The 4,885-nt window shown below is 62.9% G+C and carries 2 protein-coding genes, 1 tRNA gene and 1 pseudogene; 3 read left to right on the forward strand and 1 reads right to left on the reverse strand.

All coding sequences use genetic code 11. The annotated features are described in order from the left end of the window. The 3 genes and pseudogenes from BMX29_RS19385 to BMX29_RS18605 form a co-directional block, all read left to right on the forward strand. Positions 1 to 509 (forward strand): annotated as a pseudogene (locus BMX29_RS19385) (hypothetical protein); the annotation flags it as partial. 70 nt (positions 510 to 579) lie between these two features. After that, positions 580 to 2,763 carry an AAA family ATPase gene (locus BMX29_RS18600; RefSeq protein ID WP_092815929.1) on the forward strand — a complete coding sequence of 728 codons (2,184 nt, stop codon included), beginning with the start codon at positions 580 to 582 and terminating at the stop codon, positions 2,761 to 2,763. 421 nt (positions 2,764 to 3,184) lie between these two features. Then, a complete protein-coding gene (locus BMX29_RS18605) occupies positions 3,185 to 4,834 on the forward strand; it encodes a recombinase family protein (protein ID WP_244889285.1) in 1,650 nt (549 codons plus the stop codon). Here the strand turns inward: BMX29_RS18605 and BMX29_RS18610 are convergent. Next, positions 4,791 to 4,867: transfer RNA gene (locus BMX29_RS18610), tRNA-Met, on the reverse strand. The two genes, BMX29_RS18605 and BMX29_RS18610, sit on opposite strands and share 44 nt — an antisense overlap. Positions 4,868 to 4,885 lie beyond the last annotated feature (18 nt).

The raw sequence follows: 4,885 nt of genomic DNA on the forward strand, positions 1-4,885 counted from the left end.
CGCGGGACCACGACTGGCGCCTTATCGGGCCGGCTACGTCCGGACGCACCGGATATCGCAGCTATCGTCATAGCTGCGGACATCTGCAGGATGTCTCCAACGGCAACATGCGATGGGGCGACGTCGATTGTGCCGGGTGCGGTGAGACCTGGACCGCCAAGCCATCGCAACTCTATCTGTTCCAGATTAATCTTGATCCGGAGCCGGTCCTGAAGCTGGGCTACAGCAGCAATCCGAGACGGCGATTGCGGCAACAACTCGGCATCGCCCGAGAGACGCCGTGCCGGATTCTCCGAACGGTCCCGGTCCCGACCGGCCATGATGCGGTGCGTCAGGAAAAGGCAGCACATGCTTACATGCGCCGCCATCATCCGGAGTTGATCGTGGCCAAATCGGCCTATGGCGACGCGATTAACACCCGCACCGAGATCTACCGTCTCGCCGCGGAGCCGATCCTTCGCCACCTCCTGAACCGCATCGAGGCGGGACTCCCCCTCTCATCTCCCTGATCTCATTGCACTCTTTCCCGGACAGTTGCCGGCTGTCCGGGTTTTCTCCCATGCATCCGGAGGCTGACCAATGTCTCAATCCCAAGGGGACGTATCCCTGTCTTCTTTCGCGCGCGCCTTCGCGCGCACGATCCTCAATGACCTTGTCGCACGCAGCCTCGTGCTCGAAGACGCGCTACGCACGCGTCTCCGCGACAATCCCTCGACCCCGGATCCGAACTCGGTGCCGCTCTCCGCAACGCTCGACGCGACCTATCGCGGTGTGCCGGAGGCAAGCGCGATGTCGGATGAGGAAATCGCATCGCGGATCGCCTCCGGAGAAGACCCCTTTGCCACGGATCTTCACGGCCGCCCGCATCGCCGCATGTCAACGCCGCCACTCCGAGAGATGAGCATGGCGCTGCGCCTGCTGGCCCTTACGCCCACGCAAGAGGCCTTCGAGGGGATCTGCGCTCCGGGCGTCGTGACGACCCTCGTCATTCCGCAGCGCCGGGACCGCGAAGTTGGGTGGCGCGCCCTGCAGGAGATGTTGCACGCAGTCCGGAAAGCCTCGGCGTCTTGGGGGATCTCGATGAGCTGGCCCGAGACTCCCGTCTATGGCGGCGAGGCATCCGAGCGCAATCAGGCGCGCAAGACGGCGGAGTTTGGCGAAGCCGTGGAGCTGGCCGTGTCCAAGGGCGCCCCGGTCTGGGCGTTGGCGGCTCACGCAGACGACATGCCCGAGATCGGCCGTCTGGTCAGCCAGGCGACGTGGCACCTTCCTCCCCTGACGCGCGAGATGATCGTAGAGATGCTCCGCGTCACGCATTCCGTCACCGGGGAGCTTGCCGAGGACGCCGTTCTTGCGCGCCTGCCGGCCGACAATGCGCTTGCGGGCCTGCACCCGGCCCTCCTCGACCATGCCATGGCTGCGGACACGACGCTGCGCGTCGCCGATCGCCTCTCCGGAATTGCCGCCCGCGCGAATGTGCAGCCTGGTCTGACGCTGGACGATATCGCTTTGCCCGCCCCCCTGCGCAGCAGACTCGAGCGGCTGCTGGCGGACATCTCCGCATGGCGATCCGGATCGCTCCGCTGGTCGGAGGTGTCCGGATCGCTGTTTCTCAGCGGCCCGCCCGGCAATGGCAAAACGCTCCTGGCCTCCGCGCTGGCTGGATCGGCCCGGATCCCGCTGATCACGACGAGCTACGCGGACTGCCAGCGGCATGGCCACCAAGGTGATTTTTTGCGCGCGCTCTCGGACAAGGTCACTGAGGCGATGTCGCGTGCCCCGGCCGTGCTGCTCATCGACGAGTTGGATTCGTTCTTGGTCCGAAGCAATCTTACCCAAAATTCGAGCTACAATATCGGGGTCGTCAACGGACTGCTCGAGCATCTCTCGAGGCTCAACGATGCGCCCGGTGTGCTCATTGTCGGCGCCGCCAACAATCGCCATCTGATCGACCCCGCAATCCTGCGTCCCGGGCGATTTGATCAGCATTACGAGATCGGCCCGCCGGATCAGGCCGGGATCATCCGGATCCTATCCGGATCACTCAACGGTCCGGATCGGTTCGATCTCGCAGGTCACGCGCGCCAGCTGTCTGGCTGCTCCGGCGCGACCATCGCCGCGATGATCCGAGACGCCAAGGCGCGCGCACGGCAGGATGGCCGCCCGCTTGAGGACCGCCATCTTGCCGTGGCGATCGCCGAGATCGCGCCGGAACGCTCCGACGAGGATCTGTGGCGCATCGCCATTCACGAAGCCGGGCATGTGGTCGTCTCCTGGCGGCTGACCGGGGATATCCCCACACGCGTCCGGATCACGCCAGAGGGCGGCGAGGTCCACGATACCCCAAGAAAGATCGCAACGGCGGAGACGGCGCGCATGCGAATCGCAGCTCTATTGGCCGGTCGTGCCGCCGAGCACGTAATGCTCGACGGGCCATCGAGCGGCGCGGCTGACGATCTCGCGCAAGCCACACGGATCGCATTCGACTTGCGACACGGCTGGGGATTGGACGGTGGCAGTCTTCTTTCCGTGCCGCCGGCACTCATCGGGCGCATGCTACCCGGCACCGAACTCGGCGATGCCCTCGATCGGATCTTGGCCGAGGAGGCGGAGTTCGCAGAGCGCGTCGTCCGCGAGAACCGCGATCTGATCGAGAACCTTGCAACGACGCTCGTTCGGATGCGGGAGATTGAGCGGGATGAGATCACGGCATTGTTCCGAGACCACCACCCAGCCATCACCCTCACTTCAAGGTTGAATTAGGAGTCAGCGCCAGCACTAATATCAGTGTGGCGATCGTTGCAGAGATCAACTTTAAGGGTGATCACAGACGCCACCGTCAAACCACGCTGACGTTTGCGTCAGGGGCCGCTACACCTCCAGAACACGAGAGCTTCTGGGCAAATGAGTCGGAGGTTATCCACATAAACTCGCCTGCCGGGCGCGGACGGATCAGAATTCGGCGCATAGCTCCTCTTCAGACAAAAGAAGAAGAGGACCAAGCATGACGGTATCGCTGCTGAAGCCGCCCCGCTCTACGGACGGGCGGCGGATCAATCACCCGAACGAACACCTTTTGTGTATTGTTCGCATTCTCGCGCGCGCTTCCGCCCGGGAGGCTTTGGCAAAGGAGACCTGAACGATGTCCAGGCGCGCCGTGATCTATGCCCGCTATTCGTCGGACATGCAGTCTGCATCCTCGATCACCGATCAGGTGCGGCTCTGTCGCCGTGTGTGTGAAGCCAATGACTGGACAGTTGTCGAGGTTTTCACCGACGAGGCCATGAGCGGGGCGTCGCATCTGCGGCCGGGCTTGCAGCAGATGCAGCAGATGGCAACGTCCGGTGGGTTCGACGTGCTGGTCGCAGAAGCCCTCGACCGTTTGTCCCGTGACCAGGAGCACATCGCCGGGCTCCACAAGCGCATGACTTTTCTTGGTGCAGAGATCGTGACCAAGGCCGAAGGCCTGATCAACGAGATGCACATCGGCCTCGGCGGAACGATGAACGCCCTGTTTCTCAAGCAGCTGGCAGCCAAAACACATCGCGGCCTCGAAGGACGCGTTCATGACGGCAAGTCCGCAGGCGGACGAAGCTACGGCTACCGGATCGACCGCCAGCCCCTGCCTGACGGAACGTGGACCACGGGAGAACTGGCCATCGATGATAGCGAAAAGGCCGTGGTGCAGCGAATTTTCGAGAGCTACAGCCTCGGCAAGAGTGCTCGTGAGATTGCGGTCGAACTGAACACGGCAGGCATCCCGTCACCGCGATCTGGCAAGGGATCGGGACAATGGTCGTTCTCGACGATTTCCGGCAACTGGAAGCGCGGCACGGGCATCCTCAACAATGAGCTCTACGTCGGTCGCCGCGTCTGGAACCGCCAGCGATTCGTAAAGGACCCCGCGACAGGAAAGCGCCAAGCGCGTCCGAACCCGCCTGCCGCATGGATTGTCGAGCAGGTCGAGGATTTGCGCCTGATCGACGACGACCTCTGGGAATCCGTCAAGAGACGGCAGAGCGCCATCCGCACCAAGATGGGCGATACGGCCGGCGGCAAAGTGATGGGCGGTAATGCCCTCGGCACAGCGCGCCGCCCCACATACCTGTTCTCCGGCATGTTGAAGTGCGGATGTTGCGGCGCCTCCTATACCCTGATGAACAAAACCAAATACGGCTGCTCCGCCGCGCGCAACAAGGGGACCTGCGACAATCGCAAGCTGATCCATCGCGAGCGCGTCGAGACGCGGATCCTGGACGGACTGAAGGAGAAGCTCCTGCACCCCGAGATGATCGAAGCGTTTATCGCGGAGTATCAGCGGGAATGGAACCGGCTTCGATCCACGGAAGTCTCGGAGCGCGCCACCTGCGAGGCCGACCTCAAATCCGTGACCCAAAAGATCGCCTCGATCGTCGATGCGATTTCCGAGGGTATGTTCCACCCGTCCATGAAGGACAAGATGGACGCACTGGAAGCGCGCAAGACGGACCTGACGTCCAGGCTTTCCAGCCTCGCAGAGTGCGTGGCGCCTGTTCATCTGCACCCGTCCCTGGCGCAGGTCTATCGCCAGAAGGTCTCCGACCTCACCGCATCCTTGAACGACAACCTCGTCCGGCCTGAGGCGACCGAGGTGCTGCGCAGCCTGTTGTCGGAAGTGCGAATGATTCCCGATGCCTCCGCGGACCACGGCCATGTCATTGAACTCTATGGAGAGCTGGGGGCCATTCTGGGATTGGCGGGTGGCGCAAACGACGAACCCCGCCGTTTTACGGGCGGGGTGTCGTATTCAATGGTTGCGGGAGTAGGATTTGAACCTACGACCTTCAGGTTATGAGCCTGACGAGCTACCGGACTGCTCCATCCCGCGCCAATTGGGCGTGTTTTT

It is taken from the genome of Roseivivax marinus (assembly GCF_900109705.1).
GTDB lineage: Bacteria > Pseudomonadota > Alphaproteobacteria > Rhodobacterales > Rhodobacteraceae > Roseivivax > Roseivivax marinus.

Excerpts from the sequence above, each read along its gene's own strand:
- BMX29_RS18600 (WP_092815929.1), top strand. The coding sequence starts at position 580 with ATGTCTCAATCCCAAGGGGACGTATCCCTGTCTTCTTTCGCGCGCGCC.
- BMX29_RS18605 (WP_244889285.1), top strand. The coding sequence starts at position 3,185 with ATGCAGTCTGCATCCTCGATCACCGATCAGGTGCGGCTCTGTCGCCGT.